This is a genomic window from Aeromonas sp. CD (genome assembly GCF_033349375.1).
GTDB classification, from domain to species: Bacteria; Pseudomonadota; Gammaproteobacteria; order Enterobacterales; family Aeromonadaceae; genus Aeromonas; species Aeromonas hydrophila.
On the sequence record NZ_CP137631.1, the window covers coordinates 4,669,876 to 4,695,000 of the forward strand.

Here is a 25,125-nt window from a genome sequence, read left to right on the forward strand (position 1 = left end):
TAACCAACCCGGCCTAAGCCGGGCTGGTTATTTCAAAAGGCGGGAAAAATCAGAGCGCTTCCAGCCTGGCATAGGCCGTCACCAGCCACTTGGCGCCGACGTCGTCGAACTGGATCTGCACCCGGCTCTGCTGGCCGACCCCTTCGAAGTTGAGCACGATTCCTTCCCCAAATTTAGGATGGAGCACCCGCTGGCCGAGCTTGATGCCGCTGGCGTCGAAGCTCTGCTGCACCTCGTTCTGGCTAAAGCGGCCGTACTGGGTGGGGCGGCTGACCTGGGTGCGCAGCCGGATCTCTTCCAGGCACTCGGCGGGCATCTCGCGAATAAAGCGGCTCGGCTTGTGGAACATCTCGCGGCCGTAGATGCGGCGGCTCTCGGCATAACAGATGTAGAGCTTCTCCATGGCGCGGGTCATGCCAACGTAACAGAGGCGCCGCTCCTCTTCCAGCCGGCCCGACTCCTCGGTCGATTGCTGGCTGGGGAACATGCCTTCTTCGACGCCGACCAGCAGCACCAGGGGGAACTCCAAGCCCTTGGCGCTGTGCAGGGTCATCAGCTGCACCGCATCGGCATATTCGTCGGCCTGATTCTCGCCGGATTCCAGCGCCGCGTGGGCGAGGAAGGCGGAGAGATCACTCATGTCCTCCAGCTCGTCCGGGCGCTGGTACTGGCGGCAGGCAGTGACCAGTTCGTCCAGGTTCTCTACCCGCGCCTGGGATTTCTCGCCCTTTTCCGCCAGATACATCGCCTTGAGGCCGGAGTGCTGGATGGCGATATCCGCCTGCTGGTGCAGCGGCAGCATGGCGACCTGCTCCTCCAGCGCATCGATCAGATCCACAAAGCCGCGCACCGCGTTACCGGCCCGGCCGGTCAGCACCTTGTCATTGAGCAGCGCCTTGGCCGATTGCCACAGGTTCTGGCCCTGATCCCGGGCGTTATTGCGCAGGATCTCCAGGGTGCGATCGCCGATGCCGCGGGTCGGGGTGTTGACCACCCGCTCGAAGCTGGCGTCGTCGCCACGGTTGTTGATGAGACGCAGGTAGGCCATGGCGTCTTTGATTTCCTGGCGCTCGAAGAAGCGCAGGCCGCCGTAGATGCGATAGGGCATGGCGTCCTGCATCAGCGCCTCTTCCAGCACCCGCGACTGGGCGTTGGAGCGATAGAGGATGGCGCAGTCGGCCAGCAAACCGCCCTTCTCTTTCCAGTCCTTGAGGCGGCCAACCACGAAGCGGGCCTCGTCCACCTCGTTGAAGGCGGCGTACAGCGAAATTGGCTCGCCCTCGGCCCCCTCAGTCCACAGCTCCTTGCCAAGGCGCTCGGCGTTGTTGGCGATGACGCAGTTGGCCGCTTTCAGGATGTTGGCGGTGGAGCGGTAGTTCTGCTCGAGGCGAATGGTCTCGGCGCCCTGATAGTCGGTCAGGAAGCGCTGGATGTTCTCGATCTTGGCGCCGCGCCAACCGTAAATGGACTGGTCATCGTCGCCGACGATCATCACCTTGCCGCTGTCGCCGGCCAGCATCCGCAGCCAGGCGTACTGGATGCCGTTGGTGTCCTGGAACTCGTCCACCAGAATGTTCTGGAAGCGGTCGCGGTAGTGCTCGAGGATGTGCGGCTTGTTCAGCCACAGCTCGTGGGCGCGCAGCAGCAGCTCGGCAAAATCCACCAGCCCGGAGCGATCGCAGGTCTCCTGATAGGTCTTGTAGATCTGCTGATAGGTGCGGGTGACGGGGTCGCCGTAGAGGTCGATGTCACCGGGGCGCAGCCCCTCGTCCTTCTTGCCGTTGATGTAGCCCATCACGGCGCGCGGGGCCCAGTGCTTCTCGTCGAGGTTGAGCGCCTTGAGCACCCGGCGAATGAGGCGGTACTGGTCGTCGGAGTCGAGGATCTGGAAATCCTGCGGCAGCCCCGCATCCAGATGGTGAGCCCGCAGCAGACGGTGGGCGATGCCGTGGAAGGTGCCGATCCACATGCCGCGCACACCGTCGCCGATCACTTTCTCGACCCGGCCGCGCATCTCGGCCGCCGCCTTGTTGGTAAAGGTCACGGCGATGATGGAGAAGGGTGAACAGCGTTCCACCTGCATCAGCCAGGCGATACGGTGCACAAGTACCCGGGTCTTGCCCGAACCGGCACCGGCCAGCACCAGCAGGTTGCAACGGGGGGCCGCCACCGCGTCTCTTTGCTTGTCATTGAGCCCGTCGAGCAGGGTTGAAACGTCCATCACCACTCCTGTTTATTTATACAGGCGGGGATTATACGACCTGCGGCGCCACAGACCAAATCGGCTTGTCGGTGATCGCTGCAAGCCGGTTGCTTGCCACCGAGGATGACGCGTTCCAACCGAGAAAAATCCATCAGCTGGCACCATTGGAAGCCACTTTTTGTACAATTTGAAGAAAACGCTTGCTTATAACCTTATGAATACAAACAGAAATGTCATTTGGAGCCAATTATTCACAGAATTTAAATCTGAAAACAGGCATCAAAACAACCACTTATAAAGCGATTTGCTTATATTTCAAACCGTTAACGCAAACGTTTTTCCTTTATGATCTCCTTGACCCACACCGTGGCTCACTTACAGTTAGCCAGCGTGCTTTATGGCCTGCCCCGGCAGGTTGTGGACCCTCACATAACAATCAAGGATACGATCGTGACTAAAGTGCTCAAGCTGGCCACCGTTGCCGCCCTCACTCTCGCTGCCCTTTCTGCCCAGGCAGCCTCCCAGCCCGCCGTCATCTACGACACCGCAGGCAAATTCGACAAATCGTTCAACGAAGCCGTGTTCCGCAATGGCGTCGAAGTCTACAACAAAGACAAAGGCGTCAAGGTCAAGGAGTTCGAACCCCAGAACGAAGCCCAGCGTGAGCAGGGTCTGCGTCGTCTGGCCAGCCGTGGCAACGGCCCGATCGTTGCCGTCGGCTTCAACATGGGTTCCGCGGTCGAGAAAGTAGCGACCGAGTTCCCGAAAACCCAGTTCACCATCATCGACATGGTGGTCGACAAGCCGAACGTCCAGTCCGTCATCTTCAAGGAGCATGAAGGTTCCTTCCTGGTGGGTGCCCTGGCTGCCATCGCCTCCAAGACCGGCAAGGTTGGCTTCGTGGGCGGCATGGACATCCCGCTGATCCGCAAATTCGAGTGCGGCTACGAGCAGGGTGCCAAGTACGTCAATCCGAAGATCGAAGTGTTCCAGAACATGACCGGCTCCACCCCGGCGGCGTTTGCTGACCCGGCCAAGGGTGCCGAACTGGCCAAGTCCCAGTTCGCCAAGGGCGCCGACGTAGTCTATGCCGCCGCTGGCGGTACCGGCATCGGTGTTTACCAGGCTGCCAAGGACGAAGGCAAGCTGGCCATCGGCGTGGATTCCAACCAGAACCACCTGCAACCGGGCACCATGCTGACCTCCATGGTCAAGTCGGTTGGCCTGGCCGCCTACCAGACCTGGGATGACGCCGCCAAGGGCACCTGGAAACCGGGTATCAAGAACCTGGGCCTGGCCGAGGGTGGTGTGGATTGGGCACTCGACAAAGACAACGAGAAGCTGATCACCCCCGAGATGAAAGCCAAGGTGGACGCCATCAAGGCCGAAATCATCTCCGGCAAGGTCAAGGTGCACGACTACATGAGCGACAGCACCTGCAAATACTGAGTAACCGCTACTACTCTCAACCCAACGACCGGCCCGCACGGGCCGGTTTTTAGTCTCTTTTCATGACCCGCAAGGACTGCATCATGGACCAGACAGATCGCTATGCCATCGAATTAAGGGGTATCGATAAGCGGTTTGGCGAAGTGTACGCCAACAAGCAGATCGACCTTAAGGTTCGTAAAGGCAGCATTCACGGTATCGTCGGCGAAAATGGCGCCGGCAAGTCGACCCTGATGAGCATCATCTACGGTTTCTACCACGCCGACAAAGGCGAGATGTTCATCGACGGCAACCCGTTCAAACCCCATGGCTCACAAGATGCGATTGCCGCAGGCGTGGGCATGGTGCACCAGCACTTCATGCTGGTGAACAACTTCACGGTTTTGGAAAACGTCATTCTCGGCGCGGAAAACGGCTGGCACCTGGGCAAGAGCCTGGCGGCGGCCGAAAAACTGCTGGGCGAACTGGCACGGGACTATGGTCTCGAAGTGCCGCTGCACGAGAAGGTCGAGGATCTGCCGGTGGGCCTGCAACAGCGGGTCGAGATCCTCAAGGCGCTCTATCGCGGCGCCCGCATCCTGATCCTGGACGAGCCGACCGGGGTACTGACCCCGCAAGAGGCGGATCACCTGTTCGAGGTGCTCAAGAAGCTGCGCGATCAGGGCGCTACCATCATCCTCATCACCCACAAGCTGCGCGAGATCCTGGCCATCACGGATCAGGTCTCCATCATGCGCCGGGGTGAAATGGTGGCCCACGTCGCCACCAAGGATACCGACAAGGAGCAGCTGGCCGAACTGATGGTGGGCCGCAAGGTGCGCCTCAAGGTCGACAAGGGGCCGACCCAGCCTGGCGACGCCAAGCTCAAGGTCGATGGCCTCAGCTATGTGGACGACGCCAAGGTGGAGCGGGTCAAGTCCGTCAGCTTCGAGGTGCGGGCCGGTGAAGTGGTCGGCATCGCCGGCGTCTCCGGCAACGGCCAGTCCGAACTGCTCAGCCTGCTCGGCGGCATCCTCAAGCCGAGCAAAGGCAGCTTCACCATCACCGGTGGCGGTCAAGCCCACGAAGTGAGCGTGAGCCACCCGGCCGACCCGGAGCGGGTGCGCAACTTCGGTCTCGGCCACGTGCCGGAAGACAGACACAAGATGGGTCTCATCAACCGCTTCGAGGCGAAAGAGGCCTTCATCCTCGGCTATCACCGCCGCCCCCAGTACAACAAGGGCTGGCTGCAGAACAAAGAGGCGATCCTGCAGGATTGCCAGGCCAAGATGGACAAGTGGGACGTGCGCCCGCCCCATCCCGAGCACAAGACCGCCAACTTCTCCGGCGGCAACCAGCAGAAGCTGGTGATCGCCCGGGAAGTGGAGCAGGACCCGGACGTACTGCTGATCGGCCAACCGACCCGCGGGGTCGACATCGGCGCCATCGAGTACATCCACCAGCAGATCATCGCCATGCGCGACAAGGGCAAGGCCGTGCTGCTGGTCTCGGTGGAGCTGGACGAGATCATGAGCCTCTCTGACCGCATTCTGGTCATCGCCGACGGTCGCATCGTCGGTGAGCTGGATGCCGCCAAGGCGGATGAACGCACTATCGGTCTGATGATGGCGAACATAGTTCCTGACGACGTGGCGGCCAGCCAATCACAAGGAGCCACATCATGAAGGTCACAGCCACTTGTAACGGATTCGGCCTGCTGATGGTCAACACCCCCGTCACCGACCAGATTGCCAAGGAGGCTCGCCCATGAGCCAAGCACGTATCCCTGCCTGGATCTCCGTGGGCGTACTGCCCGCGGTCAACATCCTGCTGGCCTTCCTGGTGTCGGCCATCCTGTTCTACTACCTCGACATCAACCCGGTCGATGCCGCCGAGATCATGTGGTACGGCGCCTTCGGCACCGGCGAAGGGGTCGGTTTCACCCTCTACTACGCGACCGGCTTCATCTTTACCGGTCTGTCGGTGGCGGTTGCCTTCCACGCCGGCCTGTTCAACATCGGTGGCGAGGGGCAGGCCTATATCGGCGGCCTCGGCGTCGGTCTGGTCTGTCTGCTGCTGGGTGATTCCCTGCCGTTTGCCCTGCTGTTGCCGCTGGCCATCATCGCCGGCGGCCTGTTCGGCGCGGCCTGGGCCTTCATCCCGGCCTGGCTGCAAGCCAAGCGCGGCAGCCACATCGTCATCACCACCATCATGTTCAACTTCATCGCCGCCTCCCTGATGGCCTACCTGCTGGTCGAGGTGTTCAAGCCGGCAGGCTCCATGGCCACCGAGAGCAAGGTGTTCGCCGAGGCGAGCTGGCTGCCGAAGATGAGCGAACTGGCGGGGGCATTCGGCATGGAGATGTCGAACAGCCCGCTCAACATCAGCTTCTTCTGGGCACTGCTCTGCGCGGCCCTGGTGTGGGTCTTCATCTGGCATACCCGCTGGGGCTACGAGATCCGCTCGGTCGGCGCCAGCCAGAGTGCGTCCGCCTATGCCGGCATCTCCTATCCCAAGGTGGTGATCCTGGCCATGGTGATCTCCGGCATGCTGTCGGGCTTCTTCGCCCTCAACGTGCTGCAGGGTGAACTGCACCAGATCAAGCTCAACTTCGTGGAAGGCTTCGGCTTCACCGGCATCGCGGTGGCGCTGATGGGGCGCAACCACCCGGTCGGCGTCATCATCGCCAGCCTGCTGTTCGGCTTCCTCTATCAGGGCGGCGCCGAGCTCAGCTTCGAGTTCGGGGTGGACCGCAACATAGTGGTGGTGTTGCAGGGTCTGGTGATCCTGTTCTGTGGCGCCCTTGAGCACATGATGCGTCCGCGCATCGAGCAGCTCTATCTGGCGTTTGCCAACCGCTCTGCGCAAGTCAAGGGGGCCTGATCATGAGTGAAATCAAGATCCTGATGTCGCCGAGCCTGACAGTGAAGGGGTATCACCATGTTTGAAATTCTGATCCTGATGCTGGATGCCACCATCCGCACCGCGCCGCCACTCATTCTGGCGGCCATGGCCGGCATGTTCTGCGAGCGCTCCGGGGTGGTCAACATCGCCCTGGAGGGCAAGCTGCTGGCGGCGGCGTTCGCCAGCGCGGCGGCGGCAGCCGTCTCCGGCTCTGCCTGGATTGGGCTGGGTGCCGGGGTGGGCGTCTCCATCCTGTTCGCTCTGATGCACGGCTTTGCCACCATCACCCACCGCGGTGATCAGGTGGTGAGCGGCATGGCCATCAACATCCTGGCGGCCGGCCTGACCGTTACCCTGGGTCGTTACTGGTTCGATCAGGGCGGCCAGACCCCGGCACTGTCCGGCGCGGCCCGCTTCGCCCCCATCGACCTGCCCTATGCCAAGGAGCTGTATGACGTGCCGGTCATCGGCCAGCTCTACAGCGAGCTGCTGAGCGGCCACTCCCTGCTGGAGTACGTGGCGTTCGCCGCCGTGCCGCTGGCCTGGTGGGTGCTGTTCCGTACCCGCTTCGGCCTGCGCCTGCGGGCGGTGGGCGAGGCCCCGGCAGCGGTCGACACCGCCGGTATCTCGGTGGTGCGCATGCGCTACACCGCGCTCATCATCGGCGGCCTGCTGGCCGGCATCGGCGGCACCTACTTGGCGGTGGCCCAGACCGCCCAGTTCATCCCCAACATGAGCGCGGGCAAGGGCTTCATGGCGCTGGCGGCGCTGGTGTTCGGCAAGTGGCGCCCCTGGAACGCCATGGCGGCCTGCCTGCTGTTCGGCTTCCTCGATGCGGTCGCCATCCGGCTGCAAGGGGTCAGCATCGGCGGTTTCCCGATCCCGGTGCAGGCCATCGAGGCGCTGCCCTACATACTGACCGTGTTCCTGCTGGCCGGCTTCATCGGCAAGGCGGTGGCACCCAAGGCGCTCGGCACCCCCTACGTCAAAGAGCGGGAATAGTCCCGCCCTTCATGCCATGCAAAAGGCCCGCACATGCGGGCCTTTTTTATTGAGCGAAGTCAGCCGACGGGGCGCACCAGCGCGGGCTGATGGGGATCGCTCAGCCGCTCCGCCAGATAGTCCACCAGCAGCCGCACCTTGGGAGAGAGATGGCGGTTGTGGGGATAGAGGGCCCAGATCCCCTCCGCCGGCGCCCGCAGCTCCGGCAGCAGCTCGATAAGCTCGCCTCGGGCCAGGTGGTCGCTCACGTAGTAGTCCGGCAGCTGGATGATGCCGATTCCCTTGAGCGCCGCATCCAGCAGGGCGTGGCCACTGTTGCAGTGCAGCAGTCCGTGCACCCGCACGCTGTGGGGGCGGCCATCCAGGGTGAAGTGCCACTCGTCGCTGTTGCCCACCAGGCAGGTGTGGCGGGTGAGTTCGGAGAGGCTGTTGGGCATGCCGTGGCGGGCGGTGTAGGCGGGCGAGGCGCACACATAGGGCACCCGCTGCGCCAGCTTGCGCGCCACCAGGCTGGAGTCCTTGAGGTGGCCGAGTCGCAGCGCCAGATCGTAGCCTTCGTGCACCAGATCCAGCAGCTGGTTGGTGAGGTTGAGGGTCACCTCCAGCTGGGGAAAGCGCACCATGAAGTCGTTCACCAGCGGGGCGATACGGCTCTCGCCGTAGGAGACCGGGGCCGTGATGCGCAGGGTACCCTGCGGCACCGCCTGATGGCGCCCCACCGCCAGCTCCGCCTCATAGAGGTTGTCCAGCAGCTGGCGGCAGTGGCGATAGTAGATCTCGCCGAGCTCGGTGAGCCGCACCTGACGGGTGGTACGCAGCAGCAGCTTGGCCTGCAGCCGATCCTCCAGCTGTGCCACCTGCCGGCTGACTTGCGCCACCGACACCCCCAGCTTGCGCGCCGCCGGGGTAAAGCCCCCCTGCTCCGCCACGCTGACAAATTCACAGATCCCTTCCCAGCCGAACATTATTACCTGTCTGTAAAAGTGATTTCAGATTTCGCCTTATTATCACCAAATAAGCGGGAAACTACACTGGATGTCCGAACCCATTCTCCTCACCCTGCTCAACAATAAGGACATCCGTCATGGCACAGGTTCAAAGCATCAAGTGTAAGGCCGCCATCGCCTGGGGCCCGGGCCAGCCCCTCTCCATCGAAGAAGTCGACGTCATGCCGCCCCAGGCGGGCGAAGTGCGGGTACGCATCGTCGCCACCGGCGTCTGTCACACCGATGCCTTCACCCTCTCCGGTGAAGATCCGGAAGGGGTCTTCCCCTGTATCCTCGGCCACGAGGGGGGCGGCATCGTCGAATCCGTCGGCGAGGGCGTCACCAGCGTCAAGGTGGGCGATCACGTGATCCCGCTCTACACCCCCGAGTGCGGCGAGTGCAAGTTCTGCAAATCCGGCAAGACCAACCTGTGCCAGAAGATCCGCGCCACCCAGGGCAAGGGGCTGATGCCGGACGGCACCACCCGTTTCTCCAAGGATGGCCAGCCCATCTATCACTACATGGGCACCTCCACCTTCAGCGAATACACGGTACTGCCGGAGATCTCCATCGCCAAGGTGGACCCGGCCGCCCCGCTGGAAGAGGTCTGCCTGCTCGGTTGCGGCGTCACCACCGGCATCGGCGCCGTGATGAACACCGCCAAGGTGAAAGAGGGTGAGAGCGTCGCCATCTTCGGACTGGGCGGCATAGGCCTCTCCGCGGTGATCGGGGCTCGTCTGGCCAAGGCCGGCCGCATCATCGCCATCGACATCAACGAGAGCAAGTTCGAACTGGCCCGCAAGCTGGGCGCCACCGACTGCATCAACCCGAACGACTATGACAAGCCCATCCAGGAGGTGATCGTCGAGCTCACCGACGGCGGCGTCGACTTCTCGTTCGAGTGCATCGGCAACGTCAAGGTGATGCGTGCGGCGCTGGAGTGCTGCCACAAGGGCTGGGGCGAGTCGGTCATCATCGGCGTGGCCGGCGCCGGCCAGGAGATCAGCACCCGTCCGTTCCAGCTGGTCACCGGCCGGGTCTGGCGCGGCAGCGCCTTCGGCGGCGTGCGCGGTCGCAGCGAACTGCCGAGCTACGTGCAGCGCTACATGCAGGGCGAGTTCAAGCTGGACGACTTCATCACCCACACCATGGGGCTCGAGCAGATCAACGAGGCGTTCGATCTGATGCACGAAGGCAAGAGCATCCGCAGCGTCATCCACTACTGAGCATGATCACCCCGCCCGCCACCGTGGGCGGGGTGCAGGAGTTCCCCGATGAATCTGGACATAATCAGCAGCAACAAGAGCTTCGGCGGCTGGCACAAGCGCTACAGCCACGCCTCCGAGGTGCTGGGTTGCGAGATGCGCTTCGCCATCTATCTGCCGCCCCAGGCCCTCACCGGCCAGAAGGTACCCGTGCTCTACTGGCTCTCCGGCCTCACCTGCACCGATGAAAACTTCATGCAGAAGGCGGGTGCCCAGCGCATCGCCGCCGAGCTCGGTATCGCCCTGGTGGCGTCAGACACCAGCCCGCGCGGCGAAGACGTCGCGGACGACCCCGGTTACGATCTCGGCATGGGCGCCGGCTTCTACGTCAACGCCACCCAGCATCCCTGGCGCGATCACTACCAGATGTACGACTATGTCACCCGCGAGCTGCCCGAGCTCATCGAGACCCACTTCCCGGTCTCGACGAAGCGCGCCATCAGCGGCCACTCCATGGGTGGCCACGGGGCACTGATCGCCGCCCTGCGCGAACCCGGTCGCTACCGCTCGGTGTCGGCCTTCAGCCCCATCAGCCACCCGAGCCGCTGTCCCTGGGGCCAGAAGGCGCTCGGCGCCTACCTCGGCAACAACCCCTTGCTGTGGCAGGAGTGGGACGCCTGCCAGCTGCTGCGCCACCACCCGGTGACGCCGCTGCCGACCCTGGTGGATGTGGGGCTGGACGATCCCTTCCTGGCCGAACAGCTGCACATCGACGCCCTGGCCGATGCGGCCGCTGGCAAGGAGTGGCCGCTGGAGCTCAACCGCCACCCCGGGTACGACCACAGCTACTACTTCGTGGCGAGCTTCATCGAGGCGCACCTGCGCTTTCACGCCCGCCACCTCTGATCGAAACAGGCCCGTGACGGGCCTGTTTTTTTCTGCTCGGTGGACAAAACCATTCAGCTGCCCTGCCGGCTCACCTCGCCGGAGCCGGCGATCTCGCTCTGCAGCACGGGATCGCCCCAGTAGCTGACCGAGCCCGAGCCGGCGATGCCCACCTTGAGCCGCTCCTGGGCCCGGACCTCCACGTCGCCGCTGCCGGCGATATTGACCTCCACCTCGCGCCCCTTCAGCTCGGCCCCCAGCACATCCCCCGAGCCAGCGATGTTGAGCGCGACGGCCCTGGCCGTGCTGTTCCCCAGATCCAGGCTGCCTGCGCCCGCGATGTTGCCCTCCAGCCGATCCAGCTCGAGCCCGTCGGCGACGATGTCACCGACCCCGGCCACCGACAGCACCAGCGCCTCCCCCTTGAAGCCGCGCAGCTCGCCGTTGGCGACCCCTGCCAGCGCCAGCTCATGGAGCGCGGGCAGGGTGATGGTGATCTCCAGCGGCTCGGTCGGGTCGAGCCGGTAACCGTCCTTCACCTCGATCTCCAGCTTGTCGCCCCGCTCGCTCAGCACCAGGTAGGGCAGCAGGTTCTCCTGCCCACGGATGCGCAATCCGCGCGGCTCGCCGGCCACCAGATGGACGCTGGCAGGCACCCCGGTCAGCACCCGGGTCACCTGCCGGCCCACCCCGTGCTGCAGCTCGATCACGGCCCCCGCCCCGCTCACCCGGGTATCATCCAGCCAGCTGCACCCGCTGAGTCCGACCGCCAGCACCACGCCCATCATCCATTTCATCGCCACTCTCCTCATTGTGTATTGGCCAGTCGTGGCCCCTTGGTCAGCATCCATTGCAAAGCCTGCGCCAGTTAATCAACTGCATGATTTAAAAGAAAATATCTATTTTTACGCCACATGAGCACAACAAGTGGAGAGTCATTCAGACCATAATCTGGCGAATCTGACCATCCCCGAACGGGCAGGTGGACGACCGATTGGCGAGCCGTTCGCGGGGTCGCTATGCTGACAAGCCGTGGAAGTTTTTGGTTGCCGAGCCGGTCTGTTGAGCCAATAGTGGTACCTTGTGCGTACAAAGCTCTCCATCGCGGCAATGCCATTACCACTGTCTTGTCAGTCTTCACTGCCAACAAGGAGTCAGAGCGTGACCCAAGCCACTCTTCTCTATTCCACCGCCACCGGCCTGCCGGAACCGACCCGTACCCCGCTGCTGACCGGCAGCGATCCCGAACACAAGCGCCGCGAGCTGCTCGCCTACTTCTGCCAGACCTTCGATCTCTACGACTCACTGTTCGACTGCCTGGCCGACGAACGCGCCTGGTTTGACAAGGCGATCCCCCTGCGCCACCCGCTCATCTTCTACTACGGCCACACCGCCGCCTTCTTCATCAACAAGCTGCTGGCGGCCCGCCTCATCGAGGGTCGGCTCGATGCCCGCATCGAGGCCATGGTCGCCATCGGGGTGGACGAGATGAGCTGGGACGATCTCGATGAAACCCACTACGACTGGCCCTCCGTCAGCGAGCTGCGCGACTATCGCGGCCGGGTGCGCTCCCTGGTGTGTGATTTCATCGAGCGGATGCCGATCGAGCTGCCCATCCATTGGCAGAGCCCGGCCTGGGTCATCCTGATGGGCATAGAGCACGAGCGCATCCATCTCGAGACCTCCAGCGTGCTGATCCGCCAGCTGCCGCTGGCCTGGGTGCGCAGCCAGCCCCGGTGGCCGGTCTGTCCCGAGGCGCGCCATCGCCGTGACGAGGTGCCCGCCAACAGCCTGCTGCCGGTGGCCGGTGGCCGGGTGCGGCTCGGCAAACAGGACGCCACCTACGGCTGGGACAACGAATATGGCGAGCGCCACATCGAACTGGCCCCCTTCCAGGCCAGCCGCATGCTGGTGAGCAACGCAGAATTTTTCGATTTCGTACAGGAGGGTGGCTACGAGACCCGTGACTGGTGGGATGACGAAGGCTGGGGCTGGCGCCAGTATGCCAGGGCCCGCATGCCCACCTTCTGGGTCGGCGACCCCCTCGAACCCGAGCAACTGCAACTGCGGCTGATGACCGAGCTAGTCGCCATGCCCTGGGACTGGCCGGTGGAGGTGAACCAGCTGGAGGCCGCCGCCTTCTGCCGCTGGCAGGCGGCCCAGACCGGGCTTCCCGTCCAGTTGCCGAGCGAGGCGGAGTGGATGCTGCTGCGCGAACAGCTGGCCGGAGATCAGCCGGACTGGATCGAGGCGCCCGGCAACATCAACCTGGCCCGCTTCGCATCGTCCTGTCCGGTGGATGCCTGCCCGCAGGGCAGCTTCTTCGATCTGGTGGGCAACGCCTGGCAGTGGACCAGCACCGCCATCGACGGCTTCGAGGGGTTCAAGGTGCATCCCCTCTACGATGACTTCTCCACCCCCACTTTCGACGGCAAACACACCCTGATCAAGGGGGGCAGCTGGATCAGTACCGGCAACGAGGCGCTCAAGTCCTCCCGCTACGCCTTCCGCCGTCACTTCTTCCAGCATGCGGGTTTCCGCTACCTGGTCTCCCGTTATCAGGAACCCGTTATCGTGAATCCCTATGAAACCGACACGCTCGTCGCTCAGTATCTCGACTTCCAGTACGGGCCGACCCACTTCGGGGTCGCCAACTACGCCCAGACCCTGGCCGGCCTTGCCAGCGAGCTGTGCAGCCGCCATGAGCGGGCGCTCGACATCGGCTGCGCCACCGGCCGCGCCAGCTTCGAACTGGCGCGTCACTTCGCCCACGTGGACGGGGTCGACTACTCGGCCCGCTTCATCGACGTGGCACTGGCGCTCGCCAGCCAGGACAGCTTCCGCTACGCGGTGCCGGTGGAAGGGGAGCTGGTGGAGTATTGCGAGGCGCGGCTCTCCCGCCATGAGCTCGGCCGCCAGCAGAGCGAGCGGGTCCACTTCAGCCAGGGGGATGCCTGCAACCTCAAGCCCAAGTACGGCGACTACGACCTGGTGCTCGCCTCCAACCTGATCGACCGGCTGCGGGAACCCGCCCGCTTCCTGCGGGACATTGCGCCCAGACTGCGCAGCGGTGGCCTGCTGGTGCTCACCAGCCCCTACACCTGGCTGACCGACTACACCCCCAAGGCCAACTGGCTCGGCGGTGTGCGCGAGAACGGCGAGGCCCTCGGCACCTATCAGGCGCTGCAACGGCTGCTGGCGACGGAGTTCGAGGAGCAGATGCCCCCGCGGGACGTCCCCTTCGTCATCCGCGAAACCGCCCGCAAGTACCAGCACACGGTGGCGCAGCTCACCGTCTGGCGTAAACGCTGACGAGGCGGCAAACGAAAGAGGGAGGCCCATGGCCTCCCTCTTTTTTATCCGGACCGCTTACCCCTGCTGAACCTGGGGCATGGCCTCCTGCTCGTGGTAGCGACGAGCCAGCACGGCGCACACCATCAGCTGGATCTGGTGGAAGATCATCAGCGGCAGCACCATGACCCCGACGCTGGCGGCCGGGAACATGACGTTGGCCATCGGCACCCCATTGGCCAGGCTCTTCTTGGAGCCGCAGAAGACGATGGTGATCTCGTCCGCCCTGTTGAAGCCGAGGCGACGACTGATCCAGACGTTCCAGCCCAGCACCAGTGCCAACAGCACGCAGCTCAGCAGCACGATACTGGCCAGATCGTACCAGCCGACCTGATGCCAGATCCCCTGCACCACCGCCTCACTGAAGGCCACATAGACCACCAGCAGAATGGAGCTCTGGTCCAGCTTGCCGATGAGCGGCCGGTGGCTGTCGACCCAGCGACCGATGAGCGGGCGCGACAGGTGGCCCACCACGAACGGCAGCATCAGCTGCACCATGATGGCCTGAATGGAGTGCCAGGTATCGACCCCCTCCCCCTGCACATTGATCATCAACCCCACCAGCACCGGCGAGAGGAAGATGCCGAGGATGCTGGAGGCCGAGGCGCTGCACACCGCCGCCGACACATTGCCGCCAGCCATCGAGGTAAAGGCAATGGCCGACTGCACGGTGGCAGGCAGGGCACAGAGGTAGAGGAAACCGAGGTAGATGGCCGGGCTCAGCCAGCTCGGCACCAGCGGTGTGAGCAGCAGCCCCAGCAGCGGAAACAGCACGAAGGTGCTGGCCATCACCACCAGGTGCAGCCGCCAGTGGCCGAGGCCCGCCAGCAGGTTCTGGCGCGACAGCTTGGCGCCATGCATGAAGAACAGCAGCGCCACCGCCAGCTTGGTCAGCAGACCGAACCAAACGGCCACCTGCCCCTCGCAGGGGAAGAAGGAGGCCAGCGCGACCACCACAATCAGTACAGAGGTAAAGGGATCCAGACGCACGAGCGGTCTCCGGTGAAAGCAGATCCCGTCCCCGCGCGGGGCCGGTGATCGGGGACGACAGGAAACACAACAGGAGCTGTGGCACAGCTCCTGTTGAAACGAATCCCCAGCTTACCCCGATAAGCGGGAGGCGCAAAGTTGAGCGACCTCCCTTTATCTGCCGGAAATTAAGCAAGCCCGGCTGGCCAGCGGATCCGGCCAGCCTTGTGCTTCAACTCTGCTTGGCCAGCTTGCCGCCGGCTGTGCCGGTGGCCTGCTTGCGGGCCTGCCGCTTCTCGAAGCGGGAGATCCACCAGTAGGCCAGCGCCGAGAAGACCGCGGTCATGAAGACGTTGATGAAGAAGGCGCGCACCAGATCCACCCCGCTCGGGAAGGCGGAGGCGCTCATGCTCACCACGAAGATGGCGATCAGCACCGACACCACTCCCATCCCGAACTTGCGCGACCCCATGCGGAATTCGCGCGGGGTGTCGTCATGTTTCCAGCGGAACACGAAGTAGGCCACCATGATGAAGATCGGCGGCAGCATGGCGGTACCGGCGGTGAGGTTGATGGCGGTGTTCATCATCTGCTGCACCGACTCGGAGCCAAACCCGTTGACCACCAGCATCACGAACACGAAGGCGAACTGCCACCAGGCGGCGCGTACCGGCACCCCGTGCTCGTTGAGCTGGGTGGTCTTCTCGCCGTACACCCCCTGCGGGATCTCGGAGAAGTGGATCTTCACCGGCGCCGAAGTCCACATCATCATGGAGCCGAACATGGCGATGAACAGCACCACGCCGACGAAGCGGCCCACCAGCGCCTCGGAAAGCCCGAAGTACTGGGCCATGCCGGTGAAGATCTCCACCATACCGCCGGCATAGGTGAGGCTCTCGCGCGGCACGAACACGTTCACCAGCAAGGAACCGACCGCATACATGGCGCCGATGACGATGCCGGCGCTGATGATCACCTTGATGAAGGATTTCTGACCGCCCTTCACATCATTGAGGTAGGCCGCCGCCGTCTCGGCACCGCCCGCCGCCTGGAAGATCCAGCACATGATGCCGAGCGTTGCCCAGTTGATGGTGGGAGTCATCGCCTCCAGGGTGATGGGCTGGGCCGGCACATGGTCGCCACTCAGAGCCATCAGGGCGCCCAGCACATAGATGGCGAACAGGGCAAACACCCCGTAGGCCACGATCTCGGCAATCTTGCCGAGCCAGCTCGCCCCCTTGGTGGAGATGTGGGTCGCCGCCGCAAACAGCACGATGGAGATGACCGAGGTGACCATGGGCAAGAAGCTGTACTCATAGCCCAGCATGGCGTAGGAGGCGTAGGCGATGACGTTGGGCAGCAGGGAGACGAACCAGAACAGGTTCACGAACCAGTAGAGAAACGAGCCCAGATAGGCCATCCGGGTGCCGAGCGGTTTCTTGAGCCAGTCGTACATCCCCGACTCGGAGTTTTTGTTGGCCGAGACGAACTCGGCGATGATGAAGACGAACGGGATGAAGTAGACCAGGGTCGCCAGCAGGAAGATGGGGGCGGAGCTAAGCCCCAGCTCGATGTTGTTGTTGACGATGTTGCGCACGTTGAACACGGCGGCAAAGGTCATCGACAACAGGGCAAACTTGCCTATGGTGCCGCGTACGGATTCAGACATGGTGTCCTCCAGTGGACTCGCGCTCCCTGCGGGTAACGCTGTGACTCTGTGATGTGTTTGGCAAGGGTCTGTCGGCCCCGCGCTTTACTCTCTTGTTATGATCGGGCCGCGTGGACGGCCTCGTTGCTGAACCGGTGCAGTTTCACCGCACCGGCTCGCAATACCAGTCAGACGATCGGAGTGCCCGGCGCCATCGGCACCCGCGGCTGCAACAGCACGCTCTGGCTCTCGTCCGGGGTCTCGGCGCAGAGCAGCATGCACTCGGAGCGTTCGCCGCGCATCTTGGTGGGCTTGAGGTTGGTCAGTACCACCACCTCGCTGCCCATCAGCTCCTCTTCGCTGTAGTAAGGCACCAGACTGGTGACAGTCTGCAATGGCCGCTCGCCACCCACGTCGATCTGGACGATATAGAGTTTGTCGGCACCGGGGTGGCGCACCACCTCCAGCACCTTGCCCACCTTCATCTCGACCCGCTTGAATTCGGCAAACTCGATCGTCTCGCTCATGCTCTTTTCCTTTTCTGGTTCAACGGTTTGCGGGTGACCAACGGCCACCCGGTTTGATTGGGAGTCAATGCCGTGCCTATGGTGTCTGTATGGCGACCTGCGCCGCTGGCTCGGCCTCTTTCGCGCGCGCCTCAGCGCTGAGGGAGGCCTCGTAGCGGTTGTATTTCCACCAGGCAAAGCCGAGGAAGATCAGGATCCCGCCGACGTTGTAGAAGACGATGGTCATGATGTCGGCGCCGGTCGGGAAGGTGGAGGCGAGGAAGCCCACCGAGAAGATGGCGATCAGCACCGACACCACGGCGATGCCGGTGGTGCGCGAACCCATCTTGAACTCCCGCGGCAGGTGGTCGAGCTTCAGGCGCAGATTGAGGTAGGCCAGCATGATGAACAGCGGCGGCAGCATGGAGGCGGCGGCGGTCATGTTGATGACGGTGTTCATCAGATCCTGCGCTGTGTTGGAGCCCAGGGTCGGGATCACCATCAGCGGCAGCACGATGAGGTACTGGATCCAGGCTGCACGGGCAGGCACGCCGTTCTCGTTCAGCTCGACCGTCTTCTTGCCGAAGATGCCGGCCGGAATCTCGGAGAAGAAGATCTTCACCGGGGTCGCCGTCCACATCAGCAGGGAGCCGAACATGGCGGTGAAGGAGACCAGCCCGACGAAGCGGTTCATCAGGATCTCCGGCAGGCCGAAGTAGGCCGCCAGCCCCTCGAACACCTGTACCGAGCCGCCGGTGTATTTCAGGGTATCGCTGTGAACGAACACGTTGATCAGCAGAGACGCGATGGAGTAGAGCACCCCGATGAAGATCCCGGCGACGATGATCACCTTCACGAAGGATTTGGAGCCCCCTTTCACGTCATTGACGTAGACCGCCACCGACTCGGCGCCACCGGCCGCCATAAAGATCCAGGTGGTGATGCCGAGGAAGGCCCAGCTGAAATCGGGGACCATGGCCTCTACCGTGATGGGGTCGGCTGGCTGCACGCCGCCCACCAGTGCCGTACCCGCCAGCAGAATGTAGGAGAGGGTCAGCAGCAGCATCAGGGACGAGGTCACCGAAGTGATGGGGCCCAGCATCTTGGCGCCGTTGGTGGAGACATAGGTGGCAAAGGCAAACAGCACCATGCTCAAGGCCGTGGTCGCCACCGGGGTGAGAATGTACTCGTAGCCAAGGAAGGCATAGGAGGCGTAGGCGATGACCCGCGGCAGCAGTGAGGTGAAGAAGAAGAGGTTCACGAACCAGTAGGTGTAGGCGGAGATAAAGGCCCAGCGACCGCCGAGGGAACTCTTCACCCAGGCATAGACGCCCGCTTCGGAGTTTTTGTTTAGTGACACAAATTCCGCAATGATCAGGCAAAACGGAATGAAGTAAAAAATGGTGGCCAGAAAGAACATCGGTGCCGAGGCCAGACCGATTTCGATGTTGTTGTTGATGACGTTGTTGAAGCTGAATACCGCCGCGAAGGTGAGCGACAGCAGACCAAACTTGCCTATCGTATTGCGTTTGGAATCAGACATGGTGCATCTCCAGACCTGTAGTTATCTCGCGAAAGGGCGGGGCATGATTTGTAGGGTGAGCCCCGCCCTTCCGGCTTTGTCAGTGCAGAACCAGCGGCTTGTTATTTGTTTTTGAAGTAGCCGCCTTCGACGGTGACCTTGATGATCAGCTTGCGTACCGGGCTGTCGCCTGCGAACCGGTAAGCCTCGTCGTTCTCGAAGATCACCACCTGCCCGTTGCCCACCTGCTGGCGTTCACGCACCTCACCGGCCAGCCACTCGCGGTCGGTGGTGTCGTCATAGGCCTGCTCGACCCGCAGGTCCGACTTGGCTGCCCACTCCACCGTCTCTGCCCCTTCCAGGTAGTAGTGAACGTCGAAGTAACGGCGTTGCCCCTCGAACAGTGAGGTGGCCGGGCTGGCCCCCTCCTGCAAGCGGTAGGTGAGGGAGTCACCGATGGAGTGGCAGATGCCGGGCTTGAGGTTGGCCAGGTTGTCGATGGCCTCCACGCAGCGGCCCCACTTCTTGCCCTCCCGGTAGATGTTTTTGAACAGGGTCAGGTTGTCCAGGGTGATCATGCGAGGTTCCTCCCGCCGTTGATGGTGAGATCGAGCCCGGCCAGCTCAGCCGGATTGAGGTTGCCACGGGCGATGGGCAGCAGGGTCAGGCCGAAGCTGAACGGCTCGAAGCGCACCCGCCAGGAGTCCAGCACCTCAGAGCCCCAGGAGTTGGAACCCAGCCCCAGTACCTTGTGATCCAGATTGAGGGTGAGATAACCACAGGGCTCCAGCTCGTTGATGTGCTGCGCCGCGTGGATATGCTCCCAGCTGTAGGGCCAGACGCTCAGGTTGATGGGGGTATCGGGCCGCACGTAGAGACCGGCGCCGTGGCGGTTGGTCAGGGTCGCCCAGCGCACCTGCTGGCGGTTGCCGTTGTCCTGCGGGAAGGGGTAGTGCTCCCACATCTCGCTTACTGTGCTCTGGAAGCTGTCGATCCAGTTGCTCTGGCGGCTGTCCTGATAGTTCTCGCCCGGGCCCATGCCGTAGTAGTGCACCCGGTCGAGATCCTGACGAATACCCAGCTCGAAGCCGATCTTGGGAATGATGTCGTCATAACCGCCGTAGGGCTGGCCGGACAGCGCTACATGCAGCTGACCGTTCGGGCTCAGGGTGTAGACGTAGCGGCAGCGCATGCCGAAGTCGAACACCGGCGGTGCGATCAGACTCTCGACCGTCACCTCGACTGCCTCGCCCAGCTGACGCCAGCTTAAGCCACGGAAGTGCTCCTGCATGATCTGCAGGTGGTTGGGGTGCCACAGGCTCTCGTACTCCTGCTTGTGGTTGTCGATCATCGGCTTGAAGAAGGTGAGACGCGGCGAGCGCTCGATGAGCTCATTGCCATCTTGCTGCCAGCTCACCAGCTTGCCGTCGAGGCGCGAGAAGCGCAGGACGAAGCCGCTGCCGCTCAAGGTCAGCGCGAGGCGCTCATCGGCAATCTGCAATGCCGTGGCATTGGGGTTGGCAAAGGGCTGCAGCTGGCGAGTCGACTCTTTCAGCTGGAACTGGTACTGGCCCAGCTGGTGCTCCGCCGCGCTGTAGCGGGTAGCGGTGGCCTTGATGACCCGCAGCTGGACGAAGGTTTCCCGCCCATCAAGCGTGGGTAATTCGAGTTGCAGCTCGGCGATGGCACCGGGAGCCACCCCTTCCAGCCGGATTTGCTGGCTGGCCAGCAGTTCGCCCTCTGCCTTCACCTCGACCAGCAGGCGGATGTCGTCGAGATTGGAGAACCAGTAGCGGTTTTCCACCGCCAGCTTGCCGCTGGCCAAATCCAGTGCCCGCACCTTGACCGGGCAGATCACCTGCTTGTATTCACGCAGGCCAGGCCCCGGGGTCTGATCCGGATAGATGAGGCCATCCATGCAGAAGTTGTAGTTGTTGGGGTAGTCGCCATAGTCGCCGCCGTATTTGTAGACCGGGCGGCCCTGCTCGTCCTGATCCAGAATGCCGTGATCGCACCACTCCCAGATGTAGTGACCCTGAATGTGGGGATGGCGGTCGAACACCTGCTGGTATTCGCTCAGGCCACCCGGGCCGTTGCCCATGGCGTGGGCGTATTCGCAGAGGATACGCGGCTTCGCCATCGGGAACTCGCCGAAGCAGTTCATCTGGGAGACGCGGGAATACATGGTACTCACCACATCCACCACCTCGGCATCGCGATCCTCTTCGTAGTGCACCAGCCGGGTCGGGTCGATCGCCTTGCAGCGCTGGTACATGGCTCTGATGTTGCAGCCGTAGCCGGACTCGTTGCCGAGCGACCAGATGATGATGGAGGGGTGGTTCTTCTGGGCGTGCACGTGGCGTTCGATGCGATCCACAAACACCGGCTCCCAGAAGGGGTCATCGGTGATGCGGCTGAGATCGCCGACGTTGGCAAAGCCGTGGGTCTCCACGTCGGTCTCCGCCATCACGAACAGGCCGTACTGGTCGCACAGCTCGTAGAAACGCGGGTCGTTCGGGTAGTGGGCGGTGCGCACCGAGTTGAGGTTGTGCTGCTTCATCAGCACGATATCTCGCTCCACCCGATCCATGCCGACCGCGCGGCTCTTGAGGTGGTCGTTGTCGTGACGGTTCACCCCGTGCAGCTTGAGGTAGTGGCCATTGACGTAGAAGAGGCCATCTTTGACCTTGATTTCACGCACCCCGACCCGCTGCGGGATCACTTCCAGCAGCTCGCCCTGACCGTTGTAGAGGGAGAGTTGCAGCTGGTAGAGGTAAGGGTCTTCAGTGCTCCACAGATGGGGGTTGGCCAGATCCAGCGTGAAGCGGCAATCACACTTGCCGTCGATGGCGAGATGGTCGAGCGAGCCACTGGCGATCTCGCTGCCTTGATCCAGCAGGGACCAGACCAGATTGTGATCACGGACAGGCGCCCCTAGATTCTCCAGCTGGATATCGCAGCTCAGGGTGGCGCTTTGATTGTCATCGGCCAGCGCGGTGCGGATGAAGAAATCCTGCACATGGACGGCCGGTTTGCCCACCAGATAGACGTCGCGGAAGATCCCCGCCATCCACCACATGTCCTGATCTTCGATATAGGTGGAGTCCGCCCACTGCATCACCCGCACCGACAGCAGGTTCTCTCCAACCTTGGCGTAGGCGCTGATGTCGAACTCGGCGGTGAGGCGGCTGCCCTTGCTGAAGCCGACGTAGTGGCCGTTCACATAGACCTCGAAGTAGGTCTCCACCCCGTCGAACTTGATGATCACCTGCTCGCCGTCCCAGGCCGGGCTCAGCGTGAAGCTGCGCTGATAGGCGCCGGTGGGGTTGCTGGTCGGCACGAAAGGTACGTCGATGGGGAAGGGAAAACCTTCGTCGGTATACTGCAGCTGACCATGCCCTTCCATCTGCCACATGTTGGGCACGGTGATCTGGCCCCACTCGCGCATGGGGCTGTGATAGAAGGCCTCCGGCACCTGCAGGGGATGCTCGAAGTAGTGGAACTGCCACTGGCCACTAAGGCTCAGAAAACGGCGGCTCAGCTCACGCTGCATGGTGGCCGCCAGCGCATGGTCGGCATAAGAGAAGAAGTAGGCGCGCGGAGCCAGCCTGTTTTCACCAACGAATTGGACGTTTTCCCAGTTATTCACATGTCCTCCCGGAACAAGGCAACGTTAACTGGGTAAACTCTAGATAAACATTTACTAAATATCAGTTTTGGATTGGTAAAGTTTTAACCTGATCACAATGCACGGATGGTTTTGTGAGCGAGATCAGAGGCGGGAGATAAAGGGGAGCAAGCTATGGAGGAGTGGCATGGATGTTGATAATAGTTGGCTGATTAGCAGTAAAATCAACTATAAAACAATATGATATGATGTCACGGAATGATATGGGAAAGAGGGTTGCTTTGGAGAAGTGTCGCACCACCGCAAGATGGTGCGACTAAAAGACGGAATATTTTACTAAAACTACCGAGTAGTACCGCGCAGGGTCAGCTTGCTCGGTACCAGCACCCGCAGCGGGATATCCCGCTCGTCCCGCAGCCGCTCAACCAGCAGATTGACCCCCTGGGAGCCCATCAACTCGGAGTGGATCCGCACCGTGGAGAGCGGCGGGAAGGTGAACTTGGCGGTCGGAATATCGTTGACGCTGATAAGCTCAATCTGCTGGGGAATCGCCAGTCCTTTTTCGTGGATGGCACGCAGCACGCCGATGGCGATGGAGTCGGAGGCGACGAACAGCGCCCTGGGCCAATCTCCCGCCAGCATCTCTTTGGCCAACTTGTAGCCGGAGGCGCTTGAGAAATCCCCGCGATAGAGGTCGCTCTCCTGCACCACACCAAGACGCTGACCGTAGTCGAGGAAGGCCAGCTCGCGCAGATCCGGGCCATCATCCTGGCCGCCGATATAGCCGATGCGCTGGTGTCCCTGGGCGATGAAGAAGTCCACTACCTGCTGGCTGATCAGCGCCAGATCCACATCAATCGAGTCAAAGTCACCCTGAGAACGGCAATCCACGAACACCAACTGGGCAGAGAGGGAGTGGAGCGCCGCGAGACGTTCTGCGGGCAGATGGCCGATGACCAGGATACCGTCGACGGCGGAGAGATCGCGCCCCTCGGCACCGTTGTAGAAGTGGGTCAGCTCGATGTTGAGGCGGGCACACTGGGTCTCGATGCCATAGCGGATGGCCAGATAATAGGGATCGTTGACCTCGGTGCTCTGCGGGTAGGCATAGACGGCCAGGAAGTGCAGTTTGCTCTTGTGAACCCCCTTGCGGGCACCGCTGGTCTTGTACTCCAGCCGCTCGGCGATCTCGAAGATCTTCTGCTTGGTCTCTTCCTTGACGCTCAGCGTCGGATCTTCATTGAGCACCCTCGACACGGTAGCCTGGGAAACCCCCGCCTCCAGTGCAATTTCCTTCAACGTGGCCATGCATACTCCTCTGGCGATGACTCCCGACAATACCAGACCAAGAGTAACGGGCAACGTGCTGACATCCCAGCATTTTTACTAAAAGAAACCCATCAGGATGGCAAAATTCCAATGCAAAAAGGCCTCCCGAATGGGAGGCCTCTTCTAAATAGGTGCCTGACAGTGTCCTACTCTCGCATGGCGAATGCCACACTACCATCGGCGCTACCGCGTTTCACTTCTGAGTTCGGCATGGGATCAGGTGGTTCCACGGCGCTATTGCCGTCAGGCAAAAGCTTTACTACTTCAATAATGGTGCTGATACCCAGAGTCGAACTGGGGACCTCATCCTTACCAAGGATGCGCTCTACCAACTGAGCCATATCAGCACACTAACCGGTAAAGACCGCACTGTGTGCGCTATCTAAATCTTCTGTCCAATACGATCTTACGTCGTATCGCGACCAACCACATCGCTGTGATTGCTTAATTGATGCCTGGCAGTGTCCTACTCTCGCATGGCGAATGCCACACTACCATCGGCGCTACCGCGTTTCACTTCTGAGTTCGGCATGGGTTCAGGTGGTTCCACGGCGCTATGGCCGCCAGGCAAATTCTTAATCTAGAAAGCTGACGTGAATAACGAACTGCCTGTTGGCGTCGCTATCACTGAATTTTGAGTAGTTCGCTTAGGTTTGCTACAAGCACCAGAAACACTTCTTGGGTGTTGTATGGTTAAGCCTCACGGGTAATTAGTATGGGTTAGCTCAACACGTCACCGCGCTTACACACCCCACCTATCAACGTTGTGGTCTCCAACGGCCCTTTAGGACCCTCAAGGGGTCAGGGATGACTCATCTCAGGGCTCGCTTCCCGCTTAGATGCTTTCAGCGGTTATCGATTCCGAACTTAGCTACCGGGCAGTGCCACTGGCGTGACAACCCGAACACCAGAGGTTCGTTCACTCCGGTCCTCTCGTACTAGGAGCAACTCCCTTCAATCATCCAACGCCCACGGCAGATAGGGACCGAACTGTCTCACGACGTTCTGAACCCAGCTCGCGTACCACTTTAAATGGCGAACAGCCATACCCTTGGGACCGACTTCAGCCCCAGGATGTGATGAGCCGACATCGAGGTGCCAAACACCGCCGTCGATATGAACTCTTGGGCGGTATCAGCCTGTTATCCCCGGAGTACCTTTTATCCGTTGAGCGATGGCCCTTCCATTCAGAACCACCGGATCACTATGACCTACTTTCGTACCTGCTCGACCTGTCCGTCTCGCAGTTAAGCTGGCTTATGCCATTGCACTAACCTCCTGATGTCCGACCAGGATTAGCCAACCTTCGTGCTCCTCCGTTACTCTTTGGGAGGAGACCGCCCCAGTCAAACTACCCACCAGGCACTGTCCGCGACCCAGATTCATGGGCCTGCGTTAGAACATCAAACATACAAGGGTGGTATTTCAAGGACGGCTCCAGCGCAACTGGCGTCACGCCTTCAAAGCCTCCCACCTATCCTACACATGTAGGTTCAATGTTCAGTGCCAAGCTGTAGTAAAGGTTCACGGGGTCTTTCCGTCTAGCCGCGGGTACACCG

17 protein-coding genes, 1 tRNA gene and 3 rRNA genes (1 of these 21 only partly in view) are annotated in these 25,125 nt (G+C 61.9%); 7 read left to right on the forward strand and 14 right to left on the reverse strand.

Annotated elements, in window-relative coordinates; genetic code table 11:
* Positions 1-49 precede the first annotated feature (49 nt).
* On the reverse strand, positions 50-2,221 hold the full coding sequence (gene uvrD / locus R2E40_RS21895) for a DNA helicase II (RefSeq protein WP_318164377.1): 2,172 nt from the start codon (positions 2,219-2,221) through the stop codon (positions 50-52).
* Between the two features lie 432 nt (positions 2,222-2,653).
* On the opposite strand from uvrD, the gene R2E40_RS21900 reads away from it, so the two are divergent.
* The 4 genes from R2E40_RS21900 (at position 2,654) to R2E40_RS21915 (ending at position 7,537) form a co-directional block, all read left to right on the forward strand.
* A complete protein-coding gene (locus tag R2E40_RS21900) occupies positions 2,654-3,652 on the forward strand; it encodes a BMP family lipoprotein (protein WP_024944638.1) in 999 nt (332 codons plus the stop codon).
* Between the two features lie 83 nt (positions 3,653-3,735).
* Complete coding sequence (locus R2E40_RS21905; protein WP_043163420.1) at positions 3,736-5,316, forward strand: ABC transporter ATP-binding protein; 1,581 nt, start codon at positions 3,736-3,738, stop codon at positions 5,314-5,316.
* 82 nt (positions 5,317-5,398) lie between these two features.
* Positions 5,399-6,514, forward strand: coding sequence for an ABC transporter permease (locus R2E40_RS21910; RefSeq protein WP_005307647.1), 1,116 nt, complete (start codon positions 5,399-5,401; stop codon positions 6,512-6,514).
* 57 nt (positions 6,515-6,571) lie between these two features.
* A complete protein-coding gene (locus R2E40_RS21915; RefSeq protein ID WP_016349044.1) occupies positions 6,572-7,537 on the forward strand; it encodes an ABC transporter permease in 966 nt (321 codons plus the stop codon).
* Between the two features lie 59 nt (positions 7,538-7,596).
* Here R2E40_RS21915 and R2E40_RS21920 read toward each other — a convergent pair whose 3' ends face one another.
* Positions 7,597-8,502 (reverse strand): LysR substrate-binding domain-containing protein, encoded by a 906-nt coding sequence (locus R2E40_RS21920; protein WP_010635489.1) that lies wholly within the window; start codon positions 8,500-8,502, stop codon positions 7,597-7,599.
* Positions 8,503-8,621: 119 nt separating this feature from the next.
* Here R2E40_RS21920 and R2E40_RS21925 point away from each other — a divergent pair, with 119 nt between their 5' ends.
* Both R2E40_RS21925 and fghA read left to right on the forward strand, forming a co-directional pair.
* Positions 8,622-9,749 carry an S-(hydroxymethyl)glutathione dehydrogenase/class III alcohol dehydrogenase gene (locus tag R2E40_RS21925; protein ID WP_017410549.1) on the forward strand — a complete coding sequence of 376 codons (1,128 nt, stop codon included), beginning with the start codon at positions 8,622-8,624 and terminating at the stop codon, positions 9,747-9,749.
* Positions 9,750-9,797: 48 nt separating this feature from the next.
* Positions 9,798-10,634: an S-formylglutathione hydrolase gene (gene fghA / locus R2E40_RS21930; RefSeq protein WP_318164378.1), complete on the forward strand. Its 837-nt coding sequence runs from the start codon at positions 9,798-9,800 to the stop codon at positions 10,632-10,634.
* A 53-nt stretch (positions 10,635-10,687) separates the two neighbouring features.
* On the opposite strand, the gene R2E40_RS21935 is transcribed toward fghA, so the two are convergent.
* Positions 10,688-11,410 (reverse strand): head GIN domain-containing protein, encoded by a 723-nt coding sequence (locus R2E40_RS21935; protein WP_318164379.1) that lies wholly within the window; start codon positions 11,408-11,410, stop codon positions 10,688-10,690.
* A 364-nt stretch (positions 11,411-11,774) separates the two neighbouring features.
* Between R2E40_RS21935 and ovoA the strand changes: the two genes are divergently transcribed.
* Positions 11,775-13,925 (forward strand): 5-histidylcysteine sulfoxide synthase, encoded by a 2,151-nt coding sequence (gene ovoA, locus R2E40_RS21940; RefSeq protein WP_318164380.1) that lies wholly within the window; start codon positions 11,775-11,777, stop codon positions 13,923-13,925.
* A 57-nt stretch (positions 13,926-13,982) separates the two neighbouring features.
* Here ovoA and R2E40_RS21945 read toward each other — a convergent pair whose 3' ends face one another.
* The 11 genes from R2E40_RS21945 to R2E40_RS21995 form a co-directional block, all read right to left on the reverse strand.
* Complete coding sequence (locus R2E40_RS21945; protein ID WP_318164381.1) at positions 13,983-14,954, reverse strand: bile acid:sodium symporter family protein; 972 nt, start codon at positions 14,952-14,954, stop codon at positions 13,983-13,985.
* Between the two features lie 211 nt (positions 14,955-15,165).
* Positions 15,166-16,602, reverse strand: coding sequence for an amino acid permease (locus R2E40_RS21950; RefSeq protein ID WP_318164382.1), 1,437 nt, complete (start codon positions 16,600-16,602; stop codon positions 15,166-15,168).
* 167 nt (positions 16,603-16,769) lie between these two features.
* Positions 16,770-17,108 carry a tRNA-binding protein gene (locus R2E40_RS21955; protein ID WP_005342042.1) on the reverse strand — a complete coding sequence of 113 codons (339 nt, stop codon included), beginning with the start codon at positions 17,106-17,108 and terminating at the stop codon, positions 16,770-16,772.
* A gap of 76 nt (positions 17,109-17,184) precedes the next feature.
* Positions 17,185-18,630 (reverse strand): amino acid permease, encoded by a 1,446-nt coding sequence (locus tag R2E40_RS21960; RefSeq protein WP_318164383.1) that lies wholly within the window; start codon positions 18,628-18,630, stop codon positions 17,185-17,187.
* Between the two features lie 101 nt (positions 18,631-18,731).
* Positions 18,732-19,187: a beta-galactosidase subunit beta gene (locus R2E40_RS21965; RefSeq protein WP_318164384.1), complete on the reverse strand. Its 456-nt coding sequence runs from the start codon at positions 19,185-19,187 to the stop codon at positions 18,732-18,734.
* The gene (gene ebgA / locus R2E40_RS21970; protein ID WP_318164385.1) at positions 19,184-22,258 is read right to left on the reverse strand and encodes a beta-galactosidase subunit alpha; all 3,075 of its coding nucleotides are present in this window, start codon (positions 22,256-22,258) and stop codon (positions 19,184-19,186) included. Before ebgA ends, R2E40_RS21965 begins: the two co-directional genes overlap by 4 nt.
* A gap of 321 nt (positions 22,259-22,579) precedes the next feature.
* Positions 22,580-23,545, reverse strand: coding sequence for a transcriptional regulator EbgR (ebgR, locus tag R2E40_RS21975; RefSeq protein ID WP_017410539.1), 966 nt, complete (start codon positions 23,543-23,545; stop codon positions 22,580-22,582).
* Between the two features lie 154 nt (positions 23,546-23,699).
* Positions 23,700-23,814, reverse strand: a 5S ribosomal RNA gene (gene rrf, locus R2E40_RS21980).
* A 23-nt stretch (positions 23,815-23,837) separates the two neighbouring features.
* Positions 23,838-23,913: transfer RNA gene (locus tag R2E40_RS21985), tRNA-Thr, on the reverse strand.
* A gap of 106 nt (positions 23,914-24,019) precedes the next feature.
* Positions 24,020-24,134: ribosomal RNA gene (gene rrf, locus R2E40_RS21990) — 5S ribosomal RNA — on the reverse strand.
* A 121-nt stretch (positions 24,135-24,255) separates the two neighbouring features.
* A 23S ribosomal RNA gene (locus R2E40_RS21995) occupies positions 24,256-25,125 on the reverse strand (it continues 2,019 nt past the right edge of the window).

Bases quoted from the DNA above. Each gene is read 5' to 3' on its own strand.
- R2E40_RS21920 (WP_010635489.1), bottom strand. From the start codon at position 8,502: ATGTTCGGCTGGGAAGGGATCTGTGAATTTGTCAGCGTGGCGGAGCAG.
- fghA (WP_318164378.1), top strand. From the start codon at position 9,798: ATGAATCTGGACATAATCAGCAGCAACAAGAGCTTCGGCGGCTGGCAC.
- R2E40_RS21965 (WP_318164384.1), bottom strand. From the start codon at position 19,187: ATGATCACCCTGGACAACCTGACCCTGTTCAAAAACATCTACCGGGAG.
- R2E40_RS21960 (WP_318164383.1), bottom strand. From the start codon at position 18,630: ATGTCTGATTCCAAACGCAATACGATAGGCAAGTTTGGTCTGCTGTCG.
- R2E40_RS21915 (WP_016349044.1), top strand. From the start codon at position 6,572: ATGTTTGAAATTCTGATCCTGATGCTGGATGCCACCATCCGCACCGCG.
- R2E40_RS21950 (WP_318164382.1), bottom strand. From the start codon at position 16,602: ATGTCTGAATCCGTACGCGGCACCATAGGCAAGTTTGCCCTGTTGTCG.
- R2E40_RS21925 (WP_017410549.1), top strand. From the start codon at position 8,622: ATGGCACAGGTTCAAAGCATCAAGTGTAAGGCCGCCATCGCCTGGGGC.
- R2E40_RS21910 (WP_005307647.1), top strand. From the start codon at position 5,399: ATGAGCCAAGCACGTATCCCTGCCTGGATCTCCGTGGGCGTACTGCCC.
- R2E40_RS21955 (WP_005342042.1), bottom strand. From the start codon at position 17,108: ATGAGCGAGACGATCGAGTTTGCCGAATTCAAGCGGGTCGAGATGAAG.
- ebgR (WP_017410539.1), bottom strand. From the start codon at position 23,545: ATGGCCACGTTGAAGGAAATTGCACTGGAGGCGGGGGTTTCCCAGGCT.
- R2E40_RS21905 (WP_043163420.1), top strand. From the start codon at position 3,736: ATGGACCAGACAGATCGCTATGCCATCGAATTAAGGGGTATCGATAAG.
- R2E40_RS21935 (WP_318164379.1), bottom strand. From the start codon at position 11,410: ATGAAATGGATGATGGGCGTGGTGCTGGCGGTCGGACTCAGCGGGTGC.
- uvrD (WP_318164377.1), bottom strand. From the start codon at position 2,221: ATGGACGTTTCAACCCTGCTCGACGGGCTCAATGACAAGCAAAGAGAC.